Consider the following 24,370-nt stretch of genomic DNA (forward strand, 5'->3'; position numbering starts at 1 on the left):
TCTCCGTCGCCTGCCTGTACGTCACGCCGCCGGCTCGTCGTACGCGGCGAGCGCCTCCCGCGCCGCCTGCCGGGCGCTCTCGGCGAGACCGGCCGGCGACACGATCCGCCCGTCGCGGCCCAGCCGCAGGGCCAGCCGCCGCAGCGACGCCGGGTCCGGGGTGCGCAGGGTGATCCGCAGCCCGCCGCCGGACAGCTCCTCCGCCTTGTCGTGCGGGTAGTACTCGGCGACCCAGCGGCCGCCCGGCCCGACCTCGACCACGACCTCCGGGTCGTCGGCCGACGGCTGGACCAGGCCCTCGGACAGGTCGCGCAGCTCGATCTCCGGAGGAGCCGACGCCTCGTCGAGGATGCGGATCTCGGCCACCCGGTCGAGGCGGAAGGTGCGCCGTGCCTCCGACAGGCGGCACCACGCCTCCATGTAGGTGTGGCCCACGGCGAACAGCCGGATCGGGTCGACCTCGCGCTCGGTCAGCTCGTCCCGCGCCGGCGAGTAGTAGCGCAGCCACAGCCTGCGCCGCTCGGAGATGGCCCGGTCGACCTCGGCGAACACCCCGCCCTCCGACTCGAAGGTCACCGACAGCCGGGAACTGGCGCCGGCGGCCTCGCCCGCCGCGGCCTCCAGCTTGGCGGTGGCCCGCAGCAGGGCTTCGCGGTCGCCCTCGCGCAGCCCCGGCAGGGTGGCCACGGCGCGGGCGGCGACCAGCAGCGCGGTGGCCTCGTCGGCGGCCAGGCGCAGCGGCTCGGCCACGTCGTCGGGGTTGTGCCACCAGATCTGCTCGCCGTCCGTGTCGATGTCGAGCAGGTCACCGCCGCGGAAGCTGGTGCCGCACATCGGCAGGACGTCGAGGTCGGCGACCAGCTCGGCCTCAGTGATGCCGAAGGCGCGGGCGACGTCCCCGACGTGCGCGCCGGGGCGTTCCCGCAGGTAGGTCACCAGGGAGAGCATCCTCCTGGTCTGGTCGATCGCGTTCGGCGCCATCGCTCGCTCGTCCGTCCGTTCCCTCAGCAGTCCCAGCAGCACCGGCCGTGCCGGCAGTCAGTCCGTACGCATCCGTACGCGGTCCGTCGGTGGGCCGTTCAGCGGCTCTCGGCCACGGCCCGCAGGCGGGCCACCACGTCGGCCCGCAGGTCGGCCGGCTCCTCGACGACGACGTCGGGCCCGAACTCGACGAGCCACGCGTCGAGGCCGTGCCCGTACGGGATCTCCAACACGTCCCAGCCGTCGCCCCGGTCCCGCACGGACAGGGCGCGGGCGCGCAGCGGGTAGCCGCAGCCGCCGCGCAGCCGGATCCGCGCCGTACGCGTCGCGCTCTCGCCCGCCCAGCGCTCCACGGTCTCCCGCACGGTGGACACGTCCGGCACCGGAGCCGTGAACCTGCCCGCCCGGGAGCGGACCTTGCCGGTGATGCGGGACAGGCGGAAGACCCGCCCGGCACCGCGGTCCCGGTCCCAGCCCGCCAGGTACCAGTGACCGCGCCAGCACTCCAGCGTCCACGGCTCGACCTGACGGGTCTCGGCGCGCGCGGAGTTGGACTTGCGGTAGTCGAAAACCACCGGCCGCCGGTCGCGGCAGGCCAGCATCAGCGGTTCGAACGCGGCCTCGCGGACGGGGATGCGCGGCTCCAGGGCGCCCGCGCGGTCCTCGTACGGCTCGTCCGCCTCGGGCATCCCGGCGGCGCGCAGCTTCTGCAGGGCGCCGCTGGCGGCGCCGGCGAGCCGGGCCTGCTGCCACACCTTGGCGGCCAGGCCGAGGGCGGCGGCCTCCTCGGCGTCGGCGGACGGGCGGCAGCCGGTTGGAGTCGCGGCGGGCCAGGTAGCCGATCTCCCCGTCGAGGTTCTCCACCGTCTCGATGACAAGGCCCAGTTCCCGCAGGTCGTCCTTGTCCCGCTCGAACATGCGGTTGAACGCGTCCTCGCTCGGCTGCGCCGCGCCGTCACCGGCCCCCGCCGCCCGGCCCGGCCCGAAGGCCGCTGCCCGGCCCGGCCCGAAGGCCGCTGCCCGGCCCGGCCCGAAGGCCTCGACGTATGCCTCGATGGAGTCGCGCAGCTCACGCTTGCTGAGCGGTCGCCGGGTGCCCAGCAGGCACAGCGCGAGATTCATCAGCCGCTCGGCCTTGGCAATGGCCATCGACGCCCAGCACCTCTTCGTATGGAGTCACTATCGCGAGTCACTATCGCCCGATGACCGTACCGCCCCGGGGTGTCCTGGCAAAAGTCGCGCCCGCGCCCTCGAACACGTGGCGCGGCAGGCGGGCCGGAACGCGCCGAGGGCCCGCGCCGGGGGGCGCGGGCCCTCGGGGGGCGTACGGATCAGGCCGCGACGAGGTCGCAGACGAAGATCAGCGTCTCGCCGGGGCCGATCTTGGCGCCGGCGCCGCGGTCGCCGTAGGCCAGGTGCGGCGGGATGATCAGCTGGCGTCGGCCGCCGACCTTCATGCCCTGCACGCCGTTGTCCCAGCCCGGGATGACCTGGCCGACACCGAGCTGGAACTGCAGCGGGGTGCCGCGGTTCCAGGAGGCGTCGAACTCCTCACCGGTGGAGAAGGACACACCCACGTAGTGGACCTTCACCACGGAGCCCGCCTGGGCCTCCGGGCCGTCGCCGACCCAGATGTCCTTGATCTCCAGATCGGCCGGCGGCTCGCCACCCGGGAAGTCGACCTCGGGCTTGTCGATGCTCACGAAAATGCTCCTGTTGATCGCCAAAGTGCGTAACCCGCACAGTCTTACATCTTCGCGAGGATGTCGAGCGTGAAGACCAGCGTGGAGTTCGCCGGGATCTGCCCGGAGCCCTGGTCGCCGTAGCCCAGCTCGGGCGGCACCACCAGCATCACGCGGCTGCCGACCTTCTTGCCGGCGAGACCGTCCTGCCAGCCCTTGATGAGCTGCTGCAGCGGGAACTGCGCGAGCTGGCCGCGCGAGTAGGTGGAGTCGAACTCCTTGCCGCCGTCCCACAGGACGCCCTTGTACTGGAGCAGCAGCGTGTCCTCCAGCTTCACCTCCTCGCCGTCGCCCTCCAGGACGTACTGCGAGACGAGCTCCTTCGGCGCCGCTCCCTTCGGCACGGTGATCTCGGGCGCCTTGCCGTCGGTGCCGGTGCCGACCTTCGGCAGCTTCGCGTCGGTCTGCGGCACCTCCTCGCCCTTGGCCGAGCTCTTGCCGTTGAAGGAGCCCTGCACGTCGATCACGAAGACCATCGTGTCGGTGCCCTTGATGTCGCCGCGGCCCTCCTCGCCGTAGCCGAGGGCCGGCGGCACGGCCATCTCGACACGGCTGCCGACCTTCTTCCCGGCCAGGCCGACCCGCCAGCCGTCGATGACCGAGCCCTGCTGCAGCTGGATGAGCAGCGGCGCCTTGCGGTCGTACGAGTTGTCGAACACCTTCGCGGTGTCCCAGATCTGGCCCAGGTAGTGGGCCTGGACGTAGTCGCCCTCCGCGAGCGCGGCGCCCGAACCGGGCAGGACCGTCCTGACCGCCAGATCGCCCGACGGCTTCCCCGCCCCCTTGGCGACCGTCGGCTTCTCACCGAACTTCGTCCCCGCGGTGATCTCCGGCAGCGGGCCGTCCACGACCTTCGCACCCGCCGTCGGAGACGCGTCGGGCGACGGGCTGCCGCCGGACTCGACCTTGTCGGAACTGCCGTCCCCGCATCCGGCGAGCGCGAGCAGGCCGGCGGGCACGGCGAGAAGAACGGAGCGACGGCGCACGGGTAGCCTCGTATCTGGTCGTGGGATCGATCTTGCGGTTGACGTGCGCGCCACTCTACGGCGTCCGCGACGCGTCACACGAGCAACGTACGCGCCTCCCGTCGCGTTCCGCTCGACCCGGGACACCCTCCCGCCCCGCCGCCGGGGCGGCTCCCGGCCCGCCGCCGGGGCGGACGCACCGCGGGCCCCGCACCGCGCGAACGGTGCGGGGCCCGCGGGCCGGCGGTCCGCCGCCGACCGGGTCACATCCCGGCGATGAGCTTCTCCACGCGGTCGTCCACCGCACGGAACGGGTCCTTGCACAGCACCGTGCGCTGCGCCTGGTCGTTCAGCTTCAGGTGCACCCAGTCGACGGTGAAGTCCCGGCGCTGCTCCTGGGCCCGCCTGATGAAGTCGCCCCGCAGCCGCGCCCGGGTCGTCTGCGGCGGCACGGACTTGCCCTCGAAGATCTTCAGGTCGTTACAGACCCGCGCCGCCTGCCCCTTCTTCTCCAGCAGGTAGTACAGCCCGCGGCGGCGGTGGATGTCGTGGTAGGCGAGGTCTATCTGCGCGATCCTCGGGTGCGACATGGTCATGTTGTGCTTGGCGCGGTAGCGCTCCAGCAGCTTGTACTTCATGACCCAGTCGATCTCCGTGCCGATGCGGTCCAGGTCCTCCGTCTCGATGGCCTCCAGAGTGCGCTCCCACAGCTCCAGCACCTGGGCGACGACGCCCGTGCGGATCCCGCGCCGGTCGACGAAGTCGGCCGCCTTCTCGAAGTACTCCCGCTGCACCTCCAGCGCGGACGCCTCCCGGCCGCTGGCCAGGCGCACCTTCCGCTGACCCGTGATGTCGTGGCTGACCTCGCGGATCGCCCGGATCGGGTTCTCCAGCGTGAGGTCGCGCATGACGGTGCCCGCCTCGATCATCCGCAGGACGAGGTCGGTGGCGCCGACCTTCAGCAGCATGGTCGTCTCGGACATGTTCGAGTCGCCGACGATGACGTGGAGGCGGCGGTACCGCTCCGCGTCGGCGTGCGGCTCGTCCCGGGTGTTGATGATCGGCCGGGAGCGGGTGGTCGCCGAGCTGACGCCCTCCCAGATGTGCTCAGCGCGCTGGCTGACGCAGTAGACGGCGCCCCGCGGCGTCTGCAGCACCTTTCCCGCCCCGCACAGCAACTGCCGCGTGACGAGAAACGGGATCAGGATGTCCGCGAGCCGCGAGAACTCGCCGTGCCGCGCGACGAGATAGTTCTCATGGCAACCATAGGAGTTGCCCGCCGAGTCGGTGTTGTTCTTGAACAGGTAGACGTCGCCCGCGATTCCCTCCTCGTGCAGGCGGCGTTCGGCGTCCACGAGCAGACCTTCCAGAATGCGCTCGCCGGCCTTGTCATGCGTGACCAGCTCCACCACGTTGTCGCATTCCGGCGTCGCGTATTCCGGATGCGACCCCACATCGAGGTAGAGCCGGGCGCCGTTGCGCAGAAACACGTTGCTGCTGCGGCCCCATGACACGACACGGCGGAAGAGGTAGCGCGCCACTTCGTCCGGCGACAGCCGGCGCTGTCCCCTGAACGTGCACGTGACGCCGTACTCGTTCTCCAGCCCGAAAATGCGGCGGTCCATGACTGAACATTACGCCTCAGGGCCGTACCTGAAACCGGGTTCGGCAGGACCGTTTCACTCGATTCCCGAAACAGGCACCCGCTGCTCCGCCCGGGCGGCGGCACCGGGACCCCGCGGCTTGCCCCCGGACGCGTCGGCGGCCGGCCTCCTGCCCACCCCTCGAAGCGTCCGGCGGTCGGCCCGCGCCCGCCCTCGAAGGGGCCCGGCGCCCCCTCCGGCTCATCCCTCGACGGGTGCGGCGGCCGGATCCGCGGAGGGCGCGGCGCCCTTCCGCTCGGCCCGGACCCCCGGGCCGCCGTCCGGCCCGGCGGGCGGGGCCTCCGCACGAACGACGGCGGCCGCGCCCGCGGCGGCCGGCGGCGCCGGCACCCGCGAGGTCGCCGCCAGCACGGCCAGCGCGGCCGCCCCGCCCGCCACCGCCACCGCGAACCCCGCCGGAACACCCACCAGCTCCACCGCCGGACCCGCCGCCGCGGTACCCACCGAGGCTCCGACGCCGAACGTCGTCACCAGCCACGAGAACGCCTCCGTCACGGTCCCCCGCGGAGCGTGCCGGTCCACCACGAGGAACGCGCAGGCGATGGCCGGCGCCAGGAACACCCCGGCCACCGCCGACAGCACCGCCATCGCCACCGGTCCGGGCGTCAGCAGCAGCGGCACGTACCCCAGCGCCAGCAGCCCCGCCAGCACCCGCAGCCGCGCCTCCGGCGCACCCGCCCACGGCCGCGCCCCGTACACCAGACCGCCGACCAGCGCTCCCAGGCCCAGCGCGGCCATCAGCACCCCGTACGTGCCTTCGCCGCCGTTCCCGTTCTCGGCGTACGCCAGCGCCGCCACCGTGATGGAGCCCAGCGCCAGTCCCACGAAGAAGAACGCGGCCAGCAGCGCCAGCAGACCGGGCGACCGCAGCGCGCCCAGCCAGTGGGCCTCCCGCGGCTCCGACCGCCAGGCCCGCGACGGCGCCGACACGACCACCGACAGGGCGCCCAGCAGCCCCAGCGCGTTGATCACCAGCAGCGCGGCGGCGGGCGACCACAGCCACACCAGCAGCGTCACCAGCAGCGGTCCGACCGTGTACATGACCTCCTGGGCCACCGCGTCCAGCGCGTACGCCCGGTGCACCCGGTCCTCCCGGCCCAGCACGCTCGGCCACAGCGCCCGCAGACCGCCTTCCAGCGGCGGGGTGAACAGGCCCGCCACGACCACCGCCGCGAACGCGAGCGGCAGGGAGGCGACCCCGACCGCCGCCAGTGCGGCCATGCCCAGCGCCGACACCGCGGCCGCCGGGAGCTGCACGCGCGGCTGCCCGTGCAGGTCCACCGCCCGGCCGAGCACCGGCTGGCCCACGGCCGTCGCCAGGCCGTACACCGCCGCCAGCACCCCCGCCAGGGTGTAGCTGCCGCCCTCCGCCCGGGTGAACAGCACGATCGCGATGTGCCCCGTGCCGTTGGGCAGCCGCCCCACCAGCGTGCCGGCGAGCAGCCGCGCGGCATGGGGGGCCCTGAGTATGTCGGCGTACCCGCCCGCGCCTGCCGCGCCCATGTCCGGCCCTGCCCCTCTCCTCGGCTCCGTACCGGGGTTTTACGTATAACGTCGTGGTGCGTCATACGTACCATGTCCGCAGTCCCGCGGTCCAGCCGCACGACACGCACCCCAGCGACCACCACGGCGAGGAGACCGACGTGAAGGCCACGGAACCCCCCGGCGCGGCCCGGCCCACCAGCCGCGACGTGGCCCGCGCCGCCGGCGTCTCCCAGGCCACCGTCTCCCTCGTCCTCGGCGGGAAGCACCGCGGCCGGGTCTCCGAGCGCACCGCCGAGCTCGTCCGCCGCACCGCCGCCGACCTCGGCTACCGCCCGAACCTCGCGGCCCGCACCCTGCGGCTCGGCCGCACCCGCACCGCCCTGCTCGTCGTCCCCGCCCTCACCAACGAGTTCTTCGCCCGCGTCTACAGCGGCGCCGCCGCCGTCGCCGCCCGCCACGACTTCGGCGTCGTCCTCTACCCCTCCCCCGAGGGCACAGGACCGGCCAGGGACCCCTTCGCCTCGGCACGCGCCGCCCTCGACGGCGTCATCGCCTCCTCCATGGCCGCCGACGCCCTCGCCGCCATCCGCGGCACCGCACTGCCCCTCGTGATGCTCGACAGCGACCCCGCCGACCCCGGACCCGCCGCCCGGGTGAACCTCGACGTCGCCGACGGGATGCGGCAGGTCACCGACCACCTGCTGGCCCTCGGCCACCGCCGCTTCCTGCACCTGGCGTCGGCCGTCCCGTCCTGGACCTTCCACGTCCGCGCCCGGGCCCTGGCCGCCTGCCTGAACGGCCACCCGGGCGTCCTGCTGCGCACCGCGGCCAGCCCGCTGGACGTGGCCGCCGCGCGGACCGCCACCGAACGGGCCCTCACCGCACCCGGCCCCCGGCCCACCGCCCTGATCTGCGACGACGACCTGATCGCCGCCGGCGCCTGCAAGGCCGCGCGGCGCCTCGGCCTGCGCGTCCCCGAGGACGTGTCGGTCACCGGCTTCGACGACCTCGCCCTCGCCACCGCGGTCGAACCCGAGCTCACCACCGTGCGGCTGCCCGCCGAGCGCATCGGGGAACGCGGCATGGAAGCCCTCCTCGCCGTCCTGGAGGACCGCCCCGCCGAGGCCGGGGACCTGCCGGTCACCCTCATGGTCCGCGGCTCCACGGCGCCGCCTCCCGCCGCCCCCTGAGCACACGCGCGCCCCGGCCCGCCCGACAGGCGAACCGGGGCACGAACGACCCGCGGACTACAGCTTGGCGACACCGGGACCCGCGGGCCCCTCACCCTCCGCCTCGTCGGAGTCGGCGTCCGTCGGCGTGCTCGCCGGCTCCTCCGCCGCCAGCAGCCGGGCCAGCTGCCGCCCGACGATCCGCTTGAACTTGCGGGACTGCGGCCGCGTGCGGTCCAGCACCGCGACCTCCAGCCGCTCCGCCGGAATCTCCCGCTCACTGCCGCTGTTGTCCCGCGACAGCGCCTGCACCGCCAGCTTCAGCGCCTCGGCCAGCGACATGCCGTCGCGGTGCCGCTGGTCCAGGAAGCTGCCGATCTGCTCGGCGCTCCCGCCGACCGCCACCGAACCGTGCTCGTCGACGATCGACCCGTCGTGCGGCAGGCGGTAGATCTGGTCGCCTTCCGGCGCCTCACCCACCTCCGCGACGACCAGCTCCACCTCGTACGGCTTCTCCCCCGCGCTGGAGAAGATCGTGCCCAGCGTCTGCGCGTACACGTTCGCGAGGCCGCGGGCCGTGACGTCGCCCCGGTCGTAGGTGTAGCCGCGCAGGTCGGCGTAGCGGACACCGCCGATGCGCAGGTTCTCGTACTCGTTGTACTTGCCGGCGGCCGCGAAACCGATCCGGTCGTAGATCTCGCTGAACTTGTGCAGCGCGCGGGACGGGTTCTCGCCGACGAAGACGATGCCGTCGGCATACTGCATCACGACGAGGCTGCGGCCCCGGGCGATGCCCTTGCGGGCGTATTCCGCCCGGTCGGCCATGGCCTGCTGGGGTGAGACATAGAACGGCGTCGACACCGGCTATCCGTCCCTTTCTGTCAGTGGCGGGTACATCAGAGCAGCGCGGCGCGCGGGCCGTCCGGGTGCTCCAGGCGGCGTTCCAGGACCGACCGGGCCACCTCGGCGGACTCCTCCTCCGTGAGCCGCCGGTAGCCCTCGTCGCCGATCACGCTGACGATGGGGAAGATCCTGCGGGCCACATCCGGGCCGCCCGTCGCGGAGTCGTCGTCCGCCGCGTCGTACAGCGCCTGCACCACCAGGGTGACGGCCTGCTGCTCGGTGAGGTCCTCGCGGTACAGCTTCTTCATGGAGCCGCGCGCGAAGAGCGAGCCCGAGCCCGTGGCGGCGTACCCCTGCTGCTCCTCCGAGCGGCCGCCGGTGACGTCGTACGAGAAGATCCGGCCCCGCTCGCGGTCCAGGTCCCACCCGGCGAACAGCGGGATCACCGCCAGGCCCTGCAGGGCCATGCCCAGGTTGCTGCGGATCATGGTGGACAGGCGGTTCGCCTTGCCCTCCAGGGAGAGCTGGGTGCCCTCGACCTTCTCGAAGTGCTCCAGCTCCAGCTGGAACAGCTTCACCATCTCCACGGCGAGGCCGGCCGTGCCGGCGATGCCGACCGCCGAGTACTCGTCCGCCGGGAACACCTTCTCGATGTCCCGCTGCGCGATCATGTTGCCCATGGTGGCCCGCCGGTCACCGGCCAGCACGACGCCCCCCGGGAACGTGACGGCGACGATCGTCGTCCCGTGCGGCACCTCGATCGCTCCCTGCACGGGCGGCAGCACCCGCCGCCCCGGCAGCAGCTCGGGCGAGTGCTCGCCCAGGAAGTCCATGAAGGACGAGGACCCGGGCGTCAGGAAGGCAGCCGGCAGACGCCCTGTGGTTCGAGTGTTGGCTTCCACAAGTTTCCTTCCACGTAGTCGGCCGCCCGCCTCATGGCGTCCGGTCGGTCCTTGAACTGCCCCAGTGCCGCGTTGCAGCTGAAGCACAGCACGCCACGGACCCTACCGGTCTCGTGACAATGATCCACATGCTCGGGCGGGGCGGACAAGCAGATCACGCAGACCCCGCCCTGCGCCTCGATCATCGCGTCGAGCTCGGCCTCGGTGATGCCGTACTTGCGCTGGAAGTAGCTCTGGCGGTTCCTCCGGGCACGGCAGTCCCGGCAGTAGCTCGCCCATCCGTCGGAGGAGCTCTTGTTGCGCTCCCACTCCGAGTGCGGCTTCACCTCGGCGCACTGCGGGCACCTCTTGCAGCCCCGGGGGGTGGGCACCCTGATCCGTACGGTCAGCCCCCTGGATTCCTGGCGCTGCCGGTAGTGCTCGGCCTGGCAGGCGCGGCAGTACGCCTGAAGTCCGTCACGCATGGACCTGTTGTTCGCGAAGGCTGCCCGCGGCTTCGATCCACCACACCGCGAGCAGCGCTTCACTTCTTCCGCTTGCTCTGCCACTTTCCCCCCGGATCGACTCAGCTTCGATTCAAAGGAAGCTGAGCCAGCGTGCCTTTACTCTCCACCCTTTTGCACGAAGGACCTCACGAAGTCCTCGGCGTTCTCCTCGAGGACGTCGTCGATCTCGTCGAGGACGGAGTCCACGTCGTCGCTGAGCTTCTCGTGACGCTCCTTGAGGTCCTCCGAAGCCTGCGCCTCGGGCGCCTGCTCCTCGACCTCCTCGGTGGAGCGTGTGGCCTTCTGCTGGCCGCCGCCGGTGTCCTTGGTCGCCATTTCCCTCACCCCGCTTGGATATGCCCGCTTGGTCAGGTGTCTCAAGATCAGACCCTACTAGCCGGGTCCGACATCGGCCCTGTCTTTCTGAACGTCGGGGGGCCACCTTCATGATTCCCTGCGGCGGCCCCCGGGAAGCCTGTCTCAGCCGCCGGAAAGGACCCGCACCAGCTCCTCGGCGCTGCGGCAGCGGTCCAGCAGGTCCTTCACGTGCGCCTTCGTACCGCGCAGCGGCTCCAGCGTCGGCACCCGCTGGAGGGAGTCGCGGCCGGGGAGGTCGAAGATCACCGAGTCCCAGGAGGCCGCGGCGACGTCGTCGGCGTACTGCTCCAGGCAGCGGCCGCGGAAGTAGGCCCTGGTGTCCTCAGGGGGCTGCTTCTCGGCCCTCTCGACGTCGTCCTCGGTCAGGAGCCGCTTCATCTTGCCCCGGGCCACCAGGCGGTTGTACAGGCCCTTCTCGGGGCGCACGTCGGCGTACTGGAGGTCCACCAGGTGCAGGCGGGCCGCGTCCCAGTCGAGCGCGTCGCGGCGCCGGTAGCCCTCCATGAGCTCCCGCTTGGCGACCCAGTCCAGCTCGCCGGAGAGGCTCATGGGGTCGTTCTCCAGGCGGTTCAGGGTGTCCTCCCAGCGGGAGAGGACGTCCTTGGTCTGCTCGTCCGCGTCGGTGCCGAAGCGGTCCTCCACGTACTTGCGGGCGAGCTCGTAGTACTCCATCTGGAGCTGCACCGCGGTGAGTGTCCGGCCGCTGCGCAGGGTGATCAGCCGCTGGAGGCCGGGGTCGTGCGACACCTGGTGGAGGGTCCGTACGGGCTGGTCGACCGCCAGGTCCACGGTGATGAAGCCGTCCTCGATCATCGAGAGGACCAGGGAGGTGGTGCCCAGCTTCAGATACGTCGAGATCTCGGAGAGGTTGGCGTCGCCGATGATCACGTGGAGGCGGCGGTACTTCTCGGCGTCGGCGTGCGGCTCGTCGCGGGTGTTGATGATGGGCCGCTTGAGTGTCGTCTCCAGCCCGACCTCGACCTCGAAGTAGTCGGCGCGCTGGCTGATCTGGAAGCCGTGCTCCTGGCCGTCCTGGCCGATGCCGACGCGGCCGGCGCCGGTGACGACCTGGCGGGAGACGAAGAACGGCGTCAGGTGCCGCACGATGTCGGAGAAGGGCGTCTCCCGCTTCATCAGGTAGTTCTCGTGCGTGCCGTAGGAGGCGCCCTTGTTGTCGGTGTTGTTCTTGTAGAGGTGGATGGGCTGGGCGCCGGGGAGCTGGGCGGCCCGTTCGGCGGCCTCGGCCATGATCCGCTCGCCGGCCTTGTCCCAGAGGACGGCGTCGCGCGGATTGGTGACCTCGGGGGCGCTGTACTCCGGATGGGCGTGGTCCACGTAGAGCCGGGCGCCGTTGGTCAGGATGACGTTGGCGAGGCCGATGTCCTCGTCGGTGAGCTGGCTGGCGTCGGCGGCTTCGCGGGCGAGGTCGAAGCCGCGGGCGTCACGCAGCGGGTTCTCCTCCTCGAAGTCCCAGCGGGCGCGGCGCGCCCGGTGCATCGCCGCCGCGTAGGCGTTGACGATCTGGGACGAGGTGAGCATGGCATTGGCGTTCGGGTGCCCTGGGACGGAGATTCCGTACTCCGTCTCGATGCCCATTACTCGCCGTACGGTCATGCGGCCCTCCTTGCCCGGCGGCGTTCCGTCGGTGGGAACGGCGCTCCGGTACCGGTTCCCCGATGCCTGTGCGGTGCCCGACCCCGCACGCGCGCATCGGCGGTACGGAAGAGCCTAGAGCGCCTTTGCGCTGGGGGGGAGATCGATTGGGTCATTGGTCGGTCGGGTGTGTACGTGACCGAGCCGCGGGGAAAGCAGGCGGCTGCGGATGCCGTGCCCCGTGGGGCGCCGGGACATCCGCAGCCGCGCTGCGTTTCGCAGGTGGTGTCGCTGGTTCTTTTACAGGTACTGGCCGGTGTTCGCCACCGTGTCGATGGAGCGGCCGGTGTCCGCGCCCTGCTTTCCGGTGACGAGGGTGCGGATGAAGACGATCCGCTCGCCCTTCTTTCCGGAGATGCGGGCCCAGTCGTCGGGGTTCGTGGTGTTCGGCAGGTCCTCGTTCTCCTTGAACTCGTCCACGCAGGCCTGGAGGAGGTGGGAGACGCGGATGCCTTTCTGGTTGTGGTCGAGATAGGCCTTGATGGCCATTTTCTTGGCCCGGTCCACGATGTTCTGGATCATGGCGCCGGAGTTGAAGTCCTTGAAGTACAGGACTTCCTTGTCGCCGTTGGCGTAGGTGACCTCGAGGAAGCGGTTCTCCTCGGACTCGGCGTACATCTGCTCGACCACGGACTGGATCATGGCCTCGGCGGCGGCGTCCTTGTCGCCGCTGTGCTCGGCCAGGTCGTCGGCGTGGAGGGGCAGGGTCGGGGTGAGGTACTTGGCGAAGATGTCCCGGGCGGCCTCGGCGTCCGGGCGCTCGATCTTGATCTTGACGTCGAGGCGGCCGGGGCGCAGGATCGCCGGGTCGATCATGTCCTCGCGGTTGGAGGCGCCGATGACGATGACGTTCTCCAGGCCCTCGACGCCGTCGATCTCGGCGAGGAGCTGCGGGACGATGGTGTTCTCGACGTCGGAGCTGACGCCGGAGCCGCGGGTGCGGAAGAGGGACTCCATCTCGTCGAAGAAGACGATGACGGGGGTGCCCTCGCTCGCCTTCTCGCGGGCCCGCTGGAAGACGAGGCGGATGTGCCGCTCGGTCTCGCCGACGTACTTGTTGAGGAGCTCGGGGCCCTTGATGTTGAGGAAGTAGCTCTTCCCCGCGGGCTGGCCGGTGACCTCGGCGACCTTCTTGGCGAGCGAGTTCGCGACGGCCTTGGCGATGAGGGTCTTGCCGCAGCCGGGCGGCCCGTAGAGCAGGATGCCCTTGGGCGGGCGCAGCTCGTGCTCCTGGAACAGGTCGGGGTAGAGGTACGGGAGCTCGACGGCGTCGCGGATCAGCTCGATCTGGTTGCCCAGGCCACCGATCTTGTTGTAGTCGACGTCCGGTACCTCTTCGAGGACGAGTTCCTCGACCTCGCTCTTGGGGACGACTTCGTAGACGTAACCGGAGCGGGGTTCGAGGAGCAGGGCGTCGCCGGGCCGGATCGTGGCGTCCAGCAGGGGCTCGGCGAGCCGTACGACTCGTTCCTCGTCGGTGTGGCCGATGACCAGGGCGCGCTCGCCGTCCTCCAGGATCTCCTTGAGGGTGACGATGTCGCCGGCGCGCTCGAACTCCATGGCCTCGACCACGTTGAGCGCTTCGTTGAGCATGACCTCCTGGCCGCGCTTCAGCTCGTCGAGGTCCACGCTCGGGCTGACGTTCACGCGGAGTTTACGGCCTCCGGTGAAGATGTCGCAGGTGCCGTCGTCGTTGGCCTGGAGGAAGACGCCGAAGCCGGCGGGCGGCTGTGCGAGCCGGTCGACTTCTTCCTTGAGGGCCACGATCTGGTCGCGGGCTTCACGGAGCGTGTTGGCGAGCCGCTCGTTCTGTGCGGACACGCCGGCCAGGTTGGTCTGCAGCTCGACGATCCGCTCTTCGAGAATCCTCGTGTGCCGCGGAGAGTCGGCGAGCTTGCGTCGCAGGACGGCGATTTCCTGCTCTAGATAGGCGACCTGTCCGGCAGGGTCGTCAGACCCCCGCCCCGGCCGGATGCCGCGGTTGATGTCGTCGTCGTGGGCTGCCACGGTCCTCACCTCCTCCAAGGGGAGCTGGACGCTTCCAGACCCTACCTGCGTGGGTGGTGATTGAAACCCCTAGATCACAAAGACTCCGGGGGTGTGTCCGATCTTCACCCTTGCGCTCTCCCTCGTGTCAAGGGAATACCCACCCTTCAACATCGAAAAGCGGCCGGTTGTATCGTCGTCAGTGGCCAACACCCGTCAGACGGGGCCCGACTTGTCTGACGACGGTTCACGCGACGCAGGAAACGGCAGGCATATGACCGCGCAGCACGAGGCTCCTTCCATGGCTCCCGGAGAGGCTCTGGAGGTCTGGATCGACCAGGACCTGTGCACGGGGGACGGGATCTGCGCGCAGTACGCGCCGGAGGTGTTCGAGCTGGACATCGACGGTCTGGCGTACGTGAAGGGCGCGGAGGACGAGCTGTTGCAGGCTCCGGGGGCGACGGCTCCGGTTCCGCTTCCGCTGCTTCAGGACGTGGTGGACTCGGCCCGGGAGTGCCCGGGCGAGTGCATCCATGTGCGTCGCGTTTCGGACAGTGTCGAGGTGTACGGTCCGGACGCGGAGTGACGGTTCACTGACCTTCTGTGCCGGTGGTCGTCCGCAGGAACGTCCCTCCCGCCCATCGCCAGTTGGCGGTTTCCTTGCGGTCGGGGCAGCAGCGGGGGATGTCCGGGGCGGAGTAGCCGAGCAGGGTCGCGGTGATCGTCCCGTCGCGCAGGGCGAGCCCGGTGGCGGTGAGGCCCTGGGCGGGTTCGACGAGGGTGGCGACGATGCGGGGGGCGGTGTCGCCGCGGCCGCGGGTGAGGACGTACAGGCCGTGGGGCGGGGTGCCTGAGCCGGCCTGGCAGTGCGCGGCGGCGACGGTCTCGGGCCGGCCGTCGCCGTCGAGGTCGCCGGTGGCGGTCCTCGCGACGGCGGTGGGGGCGCCGGCGCAGTCGAGCGGATAGGTGACGGCCCGTGCGTCGGGGGCCGGGGCGGGCGCGGGTGCGGGGGCGGCGCCGCCGGGGCCGGTGGCCGTCGCGGCGCGGGGTTGCAGCAGGCCGGCGAGGGCGATGACGCCGGCCATGGCGGCGGCGGTGGCGAGCCAGTGCACGGGGCGGGCGCGGGTGTGCGCGAGGCCGGGGGTGTGCGCGAGGTCCGGGAGGGCGGAAGGCTGCACGCGGGGTGTCTCCTGTGACGGTGCGTGGAGGGGTGGGCTGCATCGTGCCATACGTCACAGGGGGAGGGAACCAGGGGGTGGCGCCGCCCTCCTGCCGGGTGGTCGGCGGGCCGGTGACGGTGCTCGGCGGGCGGTGCCGGGTGGTCGGCGGTCCCGTGCAGGGCGGTCGGCGGCCGGTCGCCAACGCGTCGACGCCGCCGCCGGGTTCCCGTGTGGAGGGTGGGAACCGGGCGGCGGCGCGGTGGCGTTGCCGTGGTGACGGGGATGCGGATCCTGTGCGCGGCCGCGGTCGGCCTCAGCCCTTGTTGGGGCCTTCGTAGTCCTCGCCGTACGCGCCCTTGGCGGGGCGGCGGCGGCGCATGGGCGGTTCGACCCCGTCGGCGAGGCGGCGGGCGGTGACGAGGAAGCCGGTGTGCCCGATCATGCGGTGGTCGGGCCGGACGGCGAGTCCCTCGACGTGCCAGTTGCGGATCATGCTCTCCCAGGGCTGCGGCTCGGCGTAGCAGCCGATCTCGCGGATGGACTCCACGGTGCGCGCGAGCTGGGTGGTGGTGGCGACGTAGCAGCAGAGGATGCCGCCGGGCACGAGGGCCTTGGAGGCGGCCTCCAGGCACTCCCAGGGGGCGAGCATGTCCAGGATGACGCGGTCGACGTCGGTGTCGCTGAGGTTGTCCTGGAGGTCGCCCACGGTGAGCTGCCAGGCCGGGTGCGGCCCGCCGAAGTAGCGTTCGACGTTCGCCTTGGCGATCTCCGCGAAGTCCTCGCGGCGCTCGTACGAGTGCAGCATGCCGCTGTCGCCGATGGCGCGCAGCAGGAAGGAGCTCAGCGAGCCGGAGCCGACGCCGGCCTCGACGACCCGGGCGCCGGGGAAGATGTCGGCGAAGGCGAGGATCTGCCCCGCGTCCTTCGGGTAGACGACGGCGGCCCCGCGGGGCATGGACAGGACGTAGTCGGGGAGCAGGGGGCGCAGCGCGAGGTACGCGACGTTTCCCGTGGTACGGACGACACTGCCCTCGGGGGCGCCGATCAGCTCGTCGTGGGGGAAGGAACCCTTGTGGGTGTGGAAGTTCTTCCCGGCTTCGAGCGTGAACGTGTAGTGGCGTCCCTTGGGGTCGGTGAGCTGGACCTGGTCCCCGACCTTGAAGGGCCCGCGACGGCGGGCGGCACCGGTCGGTTCGGACATGTGACCAGGGTACCGGGCCGCGGGGGCTCCCTCGGCCGGGGGCGGGGTGGCGGCCGTCAGGGGGTGGCGGGGCGGGCCATGGCGCGGACGAAGGCGCGTTCGACGTCGGCGGTGGACAGGACGCCGTAGATCTCGCCGGTGTCCTCGACGACGAGGTACTCGGTGGCGGGGGTCTCGCGGAGCTTGTCCAGCAGGGCCTCGCCGGCGAGTTCGGCGGGGACCTTCATGGCCTCGGTGAGGTCCTGGGCGAGTCCGCTGACGGCGACCCAGGGGCGGCGGTGCTGCGGGATGCCGACGATGGCGGCCTCCCGGACGAGGGCGGTGGGCCTGCCCTGGCCGTCGACGACGACGAGGGCGCGGGCGCCGGCGTCGTTGGCGCGGCGGAGTGCTTCGGAGAGCGGGGTGTCGGAGCGGACGGGGACCGCGCGGCGGGTGAGGGCGCGGGCGCGCAGCTCGGGGAGGTGCTCGCGCAGCCGTGCCATGCGGAGGCTGTTGCCGGCTCCGGTCCAGATGATCGCGGCGAGGATGGCGGCGAGGAGCGCGTCCATCAGGGTGTCCATGCCGCTGACCTGGTCGCTGGGGTAGCCGAGGGCGCCGGTGTGGGTGAGGAGGGGCAGGCCGATGAGGACGGTGACCGCGAGGGCGCGGCCGACCCAGGCGGCGGCGACGGTGCCGGTCATGGGTTTGCCGCTGAGTTTCCAGACGACGGCGCGGAGCATGCGGCCGCCGTCGAGCGGGAGGCCGGGCAGCAGGTTGAAGGCGGCGACGATGAGGTTGGAGATCATCAGGCCGGCGAGGAGGACGCCGGGGACGGTGCCCGGTTCGACGGCCGTCATCCCGGCGTAGAAGGCGCCGGCGAGGAGGAGGGAGAGCAGGGGGCCGACGAAGGCGAGGACGAACTCGCGGCCGGGGGTCTCGGACTCCTTCTCGATCTCGGAGACGCCGCCGAAGAACTGGAGCCGGATGCGGCGGACGGGCAGTTTGAAGCGGAGGGCGGCGACGGTGTGGGCGAGCTCGTGGACGAGGACGGAGCCGTAGAAGGCGACGGCGAAGAAGAGGGAGACGAGGTAGCGGGCGGCGCCGAGCTCGGGCAGGACGCGGTCGAGCTGGTTGCCGAAGACCCAGGTGATGAGGGCGGCGACGAGGAACCAGCTGGGGGCGACGTAGATGGGCACTCCGAAGGCGCGGCCCATGAGGATGCCGCCGCCGGGCTCGCCGCGGCGCGGGCCCGGGGTGTCGCGCGTGGTGCCTGCCGTGTCGGACTGCGGGGGCTTGCGGCCGCCGCTTTCGTCGTCCTGGTTCACGGGTTCCCTTCGATGTGGAGCGTGAGGGTGTTTCCTGCTCGATCATGCAGTGCGGGAGGGTCTGCCGTCGATGGTATGTCGCTCGCTGTCAGTGGCGGGCCGTAGGGTCTGGGGCATGACCACGAGCCCGCAGCCTTTTCCGACGAGCCCGGAGGCGCCGGAGCCGAGCCCTCAGGCGCCTGCTGCGGCTGCGCAGCCGGGGCCCCCGGCGCAGCGGCCGCAGGAGCCGTCGGGGCCGCGGCCGCCGTCGTCGCTTTCGCCCTCGCGGGCGAGTGACTTCATGCGGTGTCCGCTGCTGTACCGGTTCCGGGTGATCGACAGGCTGCCGGAGAAGCCGAGCGAGGCGGCCACGCGGGGCACGCTGGTGCACGCGGTGCTGGAGCGGCTCTTCGACGCACCCGCGGCGGAGCGTACGGCTCCGCGGGCGCGGGCGCTGGTGCCGCGGCAGTGGGACCGGCTGCTGGAGTCGCGGCCGGAGCTGGCGGAGCTGTTCGCGGACGACCCGGACGGGGAGCGGCTGGGGCAGTGGCTGCGGGAGGCCGAGGGGCTGGTGGAGCGCTGGTTCGCGCTGGAGGACCCGACGTGCCTGGAGCCGGCCGAGCGGGAGCTGTCCGTGGAGGCGGAGCTGGACTCGGGGCTGCGGCTGCGCGGGGTGATCGACCGGGTGGACGTGGCGCCGACGGGCGAGGTGCGGATCGTCGACTACAAGACGGGCCGGGCGCCGCGGCCGGAGTACGCGGACGAGGCGTGGTTCCAGATGGTGTTCTACGCGCTGGTGGTGCGGCGGCTGAAGGGTGTGGTGCCGCGTCGGCTGCAGCTGGTGTACCTGGGCAGTGGTGACGTGATCACGTACGACCCGGTGGAGGCGGACCTGCGGCGGGTGGAGCGCAGGCTGCTGGCGCTGTGGGAGGCGATCGGGCGGGCGACGGAGACGGGTGACTGGCGGCCGCGGCGGACGAGGCTGTGCGGGTGGTGCGACCACCAGGCCCTGTGCCCGGAGTTCGGCGGCACTCCCCCGGTGTACCCGCTGCTCGCGGGTGGTGGCGGGTCCTGAGGCGCGGTGGGTGGGCGCGGGCGGGTCGGGGCAGAATGGGGCGGGTCCAGTGATCTGTTAAGGGAGTTTTCCGTGGCTATCCGCGTCCTGCTGGTCGATGACCAGCCACTGCTGCGTACCGGGTTCCGGATGATTCTGGAGGCCGAGCAGGACCTCGCGGTGGTCGGTGAGGCCGGGGACGGCCTCCAGGCCCTCGACCAGGTCCGGGCGTTGCAGCCGGACGTGGTGCTGATGGACATCCGGATGCCCAGGATGGACGGTGTGGAGGCGACGCGCCAGATCACCGGTCCGGGGCGGGACGGGCCGGCGAAGGTGCTGGTGCTGACCACGTTCGACCTGGACGAGTACGTGGTGGAGGCGTTGAAGGCGGGTGCGAGCGGCTTCCTGCTGAAGGACGCGCCGGCGCAGGAGCTGGTGCAGGCGATCCGGGTGGTGGCGGCGGGCGAGGCGATGCTCGCGCCGAGCATCACGCGCCGTTTGCTCGACAAGTACGCGGGGCACCTGCCGTCGGGCGAGGAGCCGGTGCCGGACGCGCTGAACACCTTGACGGACCGTGAGGTGGAGGTGCTGAAGCTGGTGGCGCGGGGCTTGTCGAACGCGGAGATCGCGGCGGACCTGTTCGTGTCGGAGACGACGGTGAAGACCCACGTGGGGCATGTGCTGACCAAGCTGGGGCTGCGGGACCGGGTGCAGGCGGCGGTGTACGCGTACGAGAGCGGCCTGGTGCGCCCGGGGGCGCAGTAGTCCGGCGGGGGTGGCGGCGGCGGCCGCCCTGGGACGGGTCCCGGGGCGGCCGCCGTGTCGTGTGCGCGGTGGGCCGGGGTCAGCCCTTCTTGATCTCCCAGAAGCGGAAGACGGTCGACGCGTCGAGGGTCCACTCCAGGCCGGAGACGGTGTTGTAGGCGACGGCGTACTGCTTGGCCTGCCAGAGCGGCAGGATGGGCAGGTCGTCGGCGACGAGGTTCTGCAGCGTGCCGTACGCCTCCTGGGCGGTGGTGCGGTCGGCGGCGGCCGCGGTGTCCGGGATGATCTTGTCGGTGATCTTCTTGTTCTCGTAGTGGTTGCCGAGGACGTTGCCGTCACCGAAGAAGGGCTGCGTGAAGTTGTCGGGGTCCGGGTAGTCCGGGACCCAGCCCTTGACGTAGACGCCGCACTTGCCGGCGGCGATGTCCTTCTCGTACTGCTCGTAGTCGACGGACTTGACGTCGGCTTCGAAGAGGCCGCTGTCGTTGAGCTGCTTGGCGATGGCCTCGATCTGCTGGTCCGTGCCCGGGCCGAAGCGGTTGGGCGTGGAGTACAGGGTCAGCTTGACCTTGCCGTCCTCGAAGCCGGCGTCGGCCAGGGCCTTCTTGGCCTTGGCGGGCTGCGGCTGGTCGCCGTACTTGTCGAAGAAGGCGGTGTTGTGGCCGAGGATGCCGGCGGGGACGATCGAGTAGAGCGGGGTGGCGGTGGACTGGTAGACGTCGGTGACCAGGGCGTCGCGGTCGATGAGGTAGGCGATGGCCTGGCGGACGCCGAGCTTGCCGGCGACCGGGTCCTTCATGTTGAAGACCAGGTGCTGGACCTCGGCGCTGGAGCCCTCCTGGACCTCGATGCCCTTCTGGCCGGCGGTCGGGGAGCCGTTGAGGTTCTTGATGTCGGCGGCGGCGAGGCCGCGGTAGGCGACGTCGACGTCGCCGTTGAGGAGACCGTCGGCGAGGGCCTTGCGGTCGCCCTGGTAGAGCTTCAGCATGACGCCGCTGTTGCGGACCTTCGCGTTGCCCTGGTAGCCGCCGTTGACGGAGAACACGGCCTCGGTGGCGCTGAACGAGTCCAGCTTGTACGGGCCGGAGCCGACGGCCTTGCCGTCGGTGCGCAGGGCGTCGGCCGGGTACTCGCGGTGGTCGACGATGGAGCCGGCACCGGAGGCGATCTTGCTGGGGAAGGTGGCGTCGGGGACCTTCAGGGTGAAGACGACGGTCTTCTCGTCCGGGGTGTCGATGCGGTCGATGGTCGACAGCAGCGGGCCGGGGCCGTTCGGGTCGCCGATCTTCAGGGCGCGCTCGAAGGAGAACTTGACGTCCTCGGCGGTGAGCGGGTTGCCGTTGCTGAACTTCAGGCCCTCGCGCAGGGTGCAGCGGTAGACGGTGCTGGCGCCCTTGTCGAAGTCGCAGCTCTCGGCTGCCTCCGGCTGGGGCTCGGTCCCGCCGTTGGGGAAGCTCAGCAGGGACTGGAAGACGTTGTTGAACAGCAGCCAGGAACCGGGGTCGTAGCCGGCCGCCGGGTCGGTGGCCATGACCTCGTCGGACATGCCGATGACGACCCTGCCCTCGCCGCCCGCGGCAGCGCCGTCGTCGGTGCCGCAGCCGCTCAGGGCGGCGGCGGCGAGCCCCGCGGCGAGCGGGGCCGTCAGCCACTTGTTGTGTGCCTTCACTGGAACCTTGCCTCTGGATCTCTCGGACGGCCGGGCTGGGGGTGCGGCCCGGGGGTACAGCAGGGGTCAGGCGGTTCCTCGGCCGAGCTCCCAGAGCTGCAGGTCCGAGGAGGTGTTGAGCGCCCATTCGACGCCGTTGAGGGTGTCGCGGGAGGCGACGTACTGCTTGCCCTGCCACAGCGGGAGCACCGGCACGTCGCGGGCGACGATGTCCTGGAGCCGGCGGAAGGTGCCGGCGGCGGCGGTGCGGTCGGCTTCGCGGCGGGACGCGGGGATGAGCTGGTCGCGGGCCTCGGCGCTGGCGTAGGGCGTGTTGAGGAAGTTGTCGCCATCGAGGAACGGGGCGATGTAGTTGTCGGGGTCGGGGAAGTCGGGGAACCAACCGAGGCCGTACACCGCGTAGTCGCCGCGCTTCTGGGCGGCGCGGAAGGCGGACCACTCGGTTCCCTCCACGGTGACGTCGAAGAGGCCGCTCTTGTTCAGCTGGTCGCGCAGGGCCGCGAACTCCTCGGCCGTCGCGGTCCCGTAGTGGTCGGTGGTGTAGTGCAGGGTGAGCTCGACCGGGGTGTCGATGCCGGCGTCGCCGAGGATGCCCGCGGCCTTGTCGCGGCTCGGTTCGCCGTAGCGGTCGAAGAACGAGTTGGCGTGGGTGGCGATCGTCGACGGGATCAGCGAGTACAGGGGCTGGGCCGTGGGGCCGTACACCCGCGCGGCGATCTCGTTGCGGTCGACGAGGGACGCCATGGCCTGGCGGACCGCCTTGTCCTTGACGGCCGGCGCCTCGGTGTTGAAGGCGAGGTAGCGGATCTCCAGTCCCGGGACCTCGGTGAGCTTGATGCCTTCGGCGGGCTTGCGGTCGAGCTCCTCGATCTGCTGCGGCGTCATCGTGCGCGTCATCATGTCGATGGCGCCGTCGCCGAGGGCCTTCGCCATGGCGCCCGGGTCGGGGAAGGAGCGCAGTTCGACGGTGTCGTTGCGGACCTCGACACCGCCCTTGTAGCGCGGGTTCCTGCTGAACACGACGCTGCTGACGCGGCCGTCGCGCACGACGGGCTCCATGGTGTAGGGCCCGGAGCCGTCGACCTGGAAGCCCTCGCGGAGGGAGTCGTGCGCGTACTTGTCGCTGCTGACGATGCCCGCGACGGGCGTCGACAGCTTGTACGGGAACGTGGCGTCGGGGGTGCGGAGGTGGAAGACGACCTCGCGGTAGCCCCTGGTCTCGATGGTGCCGATGGTGGACAGCAGACCGGCGGCGCCGTTGTCGGACTTGATGGCCAGGACGCGTTCGAGGGAGAACTTGACGTCCTGGGCGGTGACGGGCCTGCCGTCGGCGAAGACGAGGTCCTCGCGCAGGAAGCAGCGGTAGCGCTGGCTGGCGCGGTCGGTGAACTGGCACTCGGAGGCCGCGTCGGGGACGGGGCGGCCACCGCCGCGCGGGACGCGCATGAGGGTCTGGACGGTCTGGCGCAGGACGTTCCAGATGCCGGAGTCGTAGGCGTAGGCCGGGTCGAAGGGTGCGGGAGCGTCCTGTGTGGCGGTGAACCGGTCGGTCGTGCCGACGACGATGGCGCCCGGTCTGGCGGCTCCCCTCGTGTCGCTCCCGCAGGCGGCGAGGAGGGGCGCGAGGAGGCCGACCGCGGCGGCGAGCGCCAGGGTCTTGCGGTTCATGGGGGACGTACTCCTGGATCCGGCACGGAGGTGAAGCGGTGTGCGGAGCCCGCGCCGCGGGCGCCCTGTGGGGCTGGGACGACCGGGCTCGGCGGCGGACGGTCGACCCCGTGTTCCCGGTGGCATTGTCGCGGTCCGGAAGACGGGGAATGTGCGGCGAAGTGCTCGCCAGAAGATTAGTGGCAGCGCCACTCATCCCGGACCGGGGTGAAGTTGAAAGGTCATCAGAAAGCGATCGCAGGCGGTGCCCGTACGGCTGCGTAGCGGAGGAATGTTTCGTACACCGCTTCACCAATGCGGACACAAGGACGCGGCCGAAGCGGCCCGTACCGGGCATGCCGACCCTTGCGGACAGGGCGCGGGGACCACCGTGCGTGAGCAACGTCACGTTCGATGCTTTTCCGTACGGTCACGGAAAATACACGCTGAGCAGTCGTGGGGTTTTCCGCTATTCAATGCGCCACGCTCGGTATGCGGATCAGTCCGTTCTCGTGATCAGCGAACGGAGAAAGTCGAGATCGACTTCTTCCAGGGAGCGGACGACGGCGCGGCCGTCGGCGGGGGCGATCGGTGCGAGCGAGGGAACGGCGACGACCCGGCACCCCGCGGCCTCGGCGGCGGCCACACCGGTCGGAGTGTCCTCGACGACGGCGCAGCGGGCCGGGTCCGCGCCCACGCTGCGGGCCGCCAGCAGGTACGGATCGGGGTGGGGCTTGGTGCGGGGCACCTCGTCGCCTGCCACGGTGACGGTGAAGTGGTCGGGGCCGAGGGACTGCAGGACGCGGTCGATGATGCGGCGGTGCGAGGCGGACACCAGGGCGGTGGGGACGGCGTGGGCGGTGAGCTGGGTGAGCAGCCGGCGGGCACCGGGCATGAGCGGCACGCCGCCGTCGATGCGCTCCTCGAACCGGTCGTTGAGGAGGGTGGTGAGTTCGGGGAGGCTGATGTCGGCCCCGGTGGCCTCGATGAGGTAGCCGGCGCTGCGGGTCATGGGGCCGCCGACGACGATGTCGCGCCAGGATTCGTCCAGCCGGTGGCCGAGGTCCGCGAAGACCGCGACCTCCACGTCCCACCAGAAGCCCTCGGTGTCGACGAGGGTGCCGTCCATGTCGAGGAACACGGCCTGCAGAGCCGAACCGCCGGCGGTACGGACGGGGGACGCGGGGACGGTGCTGGTCATCCGGCACACCTCCAAGAGGGACGAGAAGGCCGGTCGCGGGCCCCCGGGGAGCCGTGGCGCGCTCCCCGCGGGACGGATGCGACCGGCCTGCGCTGGATCGACCAGTGTACGTCGGCGTACGCCGGGGCGCGGCCGCT

General features: G+C 71.5%; 21 protein-coding genes and 1 pseudogene. 4 read left to right on the forward strand and 18 right to left on the reverse strand.

What is annotated here, in order from left to right; all coding sequences use genetic code 11:
- Positions 1 to 21: 21 nt before the first annotated feature.
- From L6E17_RS03000 to L6E17_RS03025, 6 genes and pseudogenes are all read right to left on the reverse strand, one after another.
- Positions 22 to 981: a YafY family protein gene (locus L6E17_RS03000; protein WP_236239198.1), complete on the reverse strand. Its 960-nt coding sequence runs from the start codon at positions 979 to 981 to the stop codon at positions 22 to 24.
- 98 nt (positions 982 to 1,079) lie between these two features.
- Positions 1,080 to 2,130: pseudogene (locus L6E17_RS03005) on the reverse strand (helix-turn-helix transcriptional regulator).
- Between the two features lie 182 nt (positions 2,131 to 2,312).
- Positions 2,313 to 2,684, reverse strand: coding sequence for an FKBP-type peptidyl-prolyl cis-trans isomerase (locus L6E17_RS03010; protein ID WP_236239199.1), 372 nt, complete (start codon positions 2,682 to 2,684; stop codon positions 2,313 to 2,315).
- A 44-nt stretch (positions 2,685 to 2,728) separates the two neighbouring features.
- On the reverse strand, positions 2,729 to 3,709 hold the full coding sequence (locus tag L6E17_RS03015; protein ID WP_236239200.1) for an FKBP-type peptidyl-prolyl cis-trans isomerase: 981 nt from the start codon (positions 3,707 to 3,709) through the stop codon (positions 2,729 to 2,731).
- 242 nt (positions 3,710 to 3,951) lie between these two features.
- A complete protein-coding gene (gene pafA / locus L6E17_RS03020; RefSeq protein WP_236239201.1) occupies positions 3,952 to 5,313 on the reverse strand; it encodes a Pup--protein ligase in 1,362 nt (453 codons plus the stop codon).
- Positions 5,314 to 5,532: 219 nt separating this feature from the next.
- Entirely contained in the window at positions 5,533 to 6,855 is a 1,323-nt protein-coding gene (locus L6E17_RS03025) for an MFS transporter (protein WP_236239202.1), read from the reverse strand.
- Positions 6,856 to 6,995: 140 nt separating this feature from the next.
- On the opposite strand from L6E17_RS03025, the gene L6E17_RS03030 reads away from it, so the two are divergent.
- Positions 6,996 to 8,027, forward strand: coding sequence for a LacI family DNA-binding transcriptional regulator (locus tag L6E17_RS03030; RefSeq protein WP_236239624.1), 1,032 nt, complete (start codon positions 6,996 to 6,998; stop codon positions 8,025 to 8,027).
- 57 nt (positions 8,028 to 8,084) lie between these two features.
- Here L6E17_RS03030 and prcA read toward each other — a convergent pair whose 3' ends face one another.
- The 6 genes from prcA to arc all read right to left on the reverse strand — a co-directional run bounded on the left by prcA (position 8,085) and on the right by arc (position 14,274).
- Positions 8,085 to 8,867 (reverse strand): proteasome subunit alpha, encoded by a 783-nt coding sequence (prcA, locus tag L6E17_RS03035; protein ID WP_236239203.1) that lies wholly within the window; start codon positions 8,865 to 8,867, stop codon positions 8,085 to 8,087.
- Between the two features lie 35 nt (positions 8,868 to 8,902).
- Complete coding sequence (gene prcB / locus L6E17_RS03040) at positions 8,903 to 9,751, reverse strand: proteasome subunit beta (protein WP_236239204.1); 849 nt, start codon at positions 9,749 to 9,751, stop codon at positions 8,903 to 8,905.
- Positions 9,703 to 10,215 (reverse strand): endonuclease VII domain-containing protein, encoded by a 513-nt coding sequence (locus tag L6E17_RS03045; RefSeq protein ID WP_236239205.1) that lies wholly within the window; start codon positions 10,213 to 10,215, stop codon positions 9,703 to 9,705. The genes prcB and L6E17_RS03045 overlap by 49 nt, the downstream gene beginning before the upstream one ends.
- 138 nt (positions 10,216 to 10,353) lie before the next feature.
- The gene (locus tag L6E17_RS03050) at positions 10,354 to 10,572 is read right to left on the reverse strand and encodes a ubiquitin-like protein Pup (protein ID WP_236239206.1); all 219 of its coding nucleotides are present in this window, start codon (positions 10,570 to 10,572) and stop codon (positions 10,354 to 10,356) included.
- A gap of 144 nt (positions 10,573 to 10,716) precedes the next feature.
- Entirely contained in the window at positions 10,717 to 12,228 is a 1,512-nt protein-coding gene (dop, locus tag L6E17_RS03055) for a depupylase/deamidase Dop (RefSeq protein ID WP_236239207.1), read from the reverse strand.
- A gap of 279 nt (positions 12,229 to 12,507) precedes the next feature.
- Positions 12,508 to 14,274, reverse strand: a complete 1,767-nt coding sequence (arc, locus tag L6E17_RS03060; RefSeq protein WP_236239208.1) for a proteasome ATPase — start codon at positions 14,272 to 14,274, stop codon at positions 12,508 to 12,510.
- A gap of 253 nt (positions 14,275 to 14,527) precedes the next feature.
- Here arc and L6E17_RS03065 point away from each other — a divergent pair, with 253 nt between their 5' ends.
- Positions 14,528 to 14,839, forward strand: coding sequence for a ferredoxin (locus tag L6E17_RS03065; RefSeq protein WP_236239209.1), 312 nt, complete (start codon positions 14,528 to 14,530; stop codon positions 14,837 to 14,839).
- Between the two features lie 4 nt (positions 14,840 to 14,843).
- On the opposite strand, the gene L6E17_RS03070 is transcribed toward L6E17_RS03065, so the two are convergent.
- The 3 genes from L6E17_RS03070 to L6E17_RS03080 form a co-directional block, all read right to left on the reverse strand.
- Positions 14,844 to 15,431: a hypothetical protein gene (locus L6E17_RS03070; RefSeq protein ID WP_236239210.1), complete on the reverse strand. Its 588-nt coding sequence runs from the start codon at positions 15,429 to 15,431 to the stop codon at positions 14,844 to 14,846.
- A 295-nt stretch (positions 15,432 to 15,726) separates the two neighbouring features.
- Complete coding sequence (locus L6E17_RS03075) at positions 15,727 to 16,614, reverse strand: tRNA (adenine-N1)-methyltransferase (RefSeq protein WP_236239211.1); 888 nt, start codon at positions 16,612 to 16,614, stop codon at positions 15,727 to 15,729.
- Positions 16,615 to 16,670: 56 nt separating this feature from the next.
- Positions 16,671 to 17,918 (reverse strand): site-2 protease family protein, encoded by a 1,248-nt coding sequence (locus tag L6E17_RS03080; protein ID WP_236239212.1) that lies wholly within the window; start codon positions 17,916 to 17,918, stop codon positions 16,671 to 16,673.
- Positions 17,919 to 17,988: 70 nt separating this feature from the next.
- Between L6E17_RS03080 and L6E17_RS03085 the strand changes: the two genes are divergently transcribed.
- Together L6E17_RS03085 and L6E17_RS03090 are read left to right on the forward strand one after the other, a co-directional pair.
- Entirely contained in the window at positions 17,989 to 18,972 is a 984-nt protein-coding gene (locus L6E17_RS03085) for a RecB family exonuclease (RefSeq protein WP_374108997.1), read from the forward strand.
- 72 nt (positions 18,973 to 19,044) lie between these two features.
- Positions 19,045 to 19,716, forward strand: a complete 672-nt coding sequence (locus tag L6E17_RS03090) for a response regulator transcription factor (RefSeq protein ID WP_236239214.1) — start codon at positions 19,045 to 19,047, stop codon at positions 19,714 to 19,716.
- Positions 19,717 to 19,795: 79 nt separating this feature from the next.
- Here L6E17_RS03090 and L6E17_RS03095 read toward each other — a convergent pair whose 3' ends face one another.
- From L6E17_RS03095 to L6E17_RS03105, 3 genes are all read right to left on the reverse strand, one after another.
- Positions 19,796 to 21,385, reverse strand: a complete 1,590-nt coding sequence (locus L6E17_RS03095; RefSeq protein ID WP_236239215.1) for an ABC transporter substrate-binding protein — start codon at positions 21,383 to 21,385, stop codon at positions 19,796 to 19,798.
- 66 nt (positions 21,386 to 21,451) lie between these two features.
- Positions 21,452 to 23,053, reverse strand: coding sequence for an ABC transporter substrate-binding protein (locus L6E17_RS03100; protein WP_236239216.1), 1,602 nt, complete (start codon positions 23,051 to 23,053; stop codon positions 21,452 to 21,454).
- A gap of 478 nt (positions 23,054 to 23,531) precedes the next feature.
- Positions 23,532 to 24,233, reverse strand: a complete 702-nt coding sequence (locus L6E17_RS03105; RefSeq protein ID WP_236239217.1) for an HAD family phosphatase — start codon at positions 24,231 to 24,233, stop codon at positions 23,532 to 23,534.
- Positions 24,234 to 24,370: the final 137 nt, after the last annotated feature.

The sequence above is a fragment of the Streptomyces sp. CC228A genome (assembly GCF_021390935.1).
GTDB lineage: Bacteria > Actinomycetota > Actinomycetes > Streptomycetales > Streptomycetaceae > Streptomyces.